The sequence below is a fragment of the Acidithiobacillus sp. TH-A36 genome, assembly GCF_057473445.1.
This window is the reverse complement of record NZ_JBYCKP010000334.1, coordinates 1-1,651: the sequence shown is the minus strand read 5'-3', so window position 1 is coordinate 1,651 and position 1,651 is coordinate 1. Positions and strand designations below refer to the sequence as shown.

General features: G+C 48.5%; 1 protein-coding gene. It reads right to left on the bottom strand.

The window, feature by feature from the left end; genetic code table 11:
• Nucleotides 1–252: 252 nt before the first annotated feature.
• Nucleotides 253–1,614, bottom strand: coding sequence for an OmpP1/FadL family transporter (locus AC2VLY_RS08975; RefSeq protein WP_486894373.1), 1,362 nt, complete (start codon nucleotides 1,612–1,614; stop codon nucleotides 253–255).
• Nucleotides 1,615–1,651: the final 37 nt, after the last annotated feature.

Below are 1,651 nucleotides of genomic sequence, written 5' to 3'. Positions count from 1 at the left end.
ACGGGGAATTTCCAGCTTTTTCCCCATCTTGTATTTGTTGAGTTCATTTTTGAGGCTACTGACATCAGTAATCGGTATGGACTTCATGAGTTTCCTTAGATTCCTTGCTGATCGGATTCAGGCCAGTTTCGCGCAAAAACCCCCTGCGGTGCAAGGTAAGGGATTTTGCGCCGTCAACGCGGCCCCGTAACCTGAACACAAAAAAAGGAGACGGTTGCCCGTCTCCCACGTACCCTGAGGAGGGGTATAATTTTAGAAGTCGTAACCGACTTGCAGACCGAAGGAATTTTCGGCGAGGGTGGCGCTGGGGGTAGCCAAAGTTTCCCCAGGTTGAGTGAATGGAGATACTCCCCCTGTCAAAGTATTGCTGAAGGAATGCATGTAGGCTTCTGTTAATTTCCAGCCCATACCGAGTTTCTGGGTGGAACCGAAAGTGATGGCGTTTTGCACCACAGCTGGGAACAACAGGTTGTTACCTATATTGCTTGCCTGAATGGGGTTACTGCCATAAGTGTAGCCTGCCCTGACCTGCAGCCAGTTATTGATATCGTACTGCGTGCCGATATTCGCGACCCACTGATTACTCCAGTGCGTACCCAGGCTGACACTACCCTGCCCAGTCCAAGGACCATAAATTTGAAATGTATTCAAAGTATTGCGCCAATTAATCCACTGCCCCTCAACACTGATCAACCATTGCTTGGTCGGGTGAATAGCCAAACCTAAAGCAATCTGCTGCGGATAATTTAAACGCCCACTATATTGGCCAGCAGTTCCCGTCGCGCCGCTAGGGCCATTTTGTGTTCCAGCCTGCCAGGTTAAAGGCGTAAACCAGATTGGTGATTTATACGTAAAACCCAGGGTTACCATATCGTTGACTTGATACAGCGCACCAAGAGTAAAGCCTACACCATAGGCCCATGATGGTGATGACAAATTCAGGCCACCATTTACAGGAACTGCACCAAATTTCGGATCTGTTGATGTACCGCCTACTACACCGTATGTATATCCAGTCATCGTCTGTTGGAAAGATGCCTGTTCTGCCGCTACATTCAAAGTAGCGCCAACGGCCAAATGATGATTTACTTTCATCGCTATGGAAGGAGCAAGCTGCATAAAGTTAATACTGCTGAATGCTTGAGCATAGCTACTTGGGAAACCAGGCTGACCTGGCAAACCCGTTTGAATATAATTCACACCCAAACCAGAAGTACCATATACCCCGCCACCAAATACAATACCATCACCAAAAGCTGGGGCTACCCAACCAATGGCAGGAACACCATAAATATTAGTGTGGCTACCAATTTCGCCAAAACCTAGATTGGTTTTGCGAGTAGGGTTGAAAATTTCAGCCGAAAAAGCTGCCTGCGGGGTCATCAGGGCCAACCCGGCCGGATTGCTAATTGATGCAGACAAAGGATCATCCGGTGCTGCTACAACCGCGCCCCCCATACCCATGGCATACTGACAATACCAATCAACTGATAACCATCCGTTGCAAAAGCGCTGCTGGAAATGCCCATTGCCAGAGTCGCTGCTACTGCCACCCCTAAAATCCGTGATTTTTTCATTTGTATCCTCCGCCCACAGTTGTGTCGCTAATGACACGGTGATTGTGTCTTATCGGGAACAGTGTTGCAAGAAC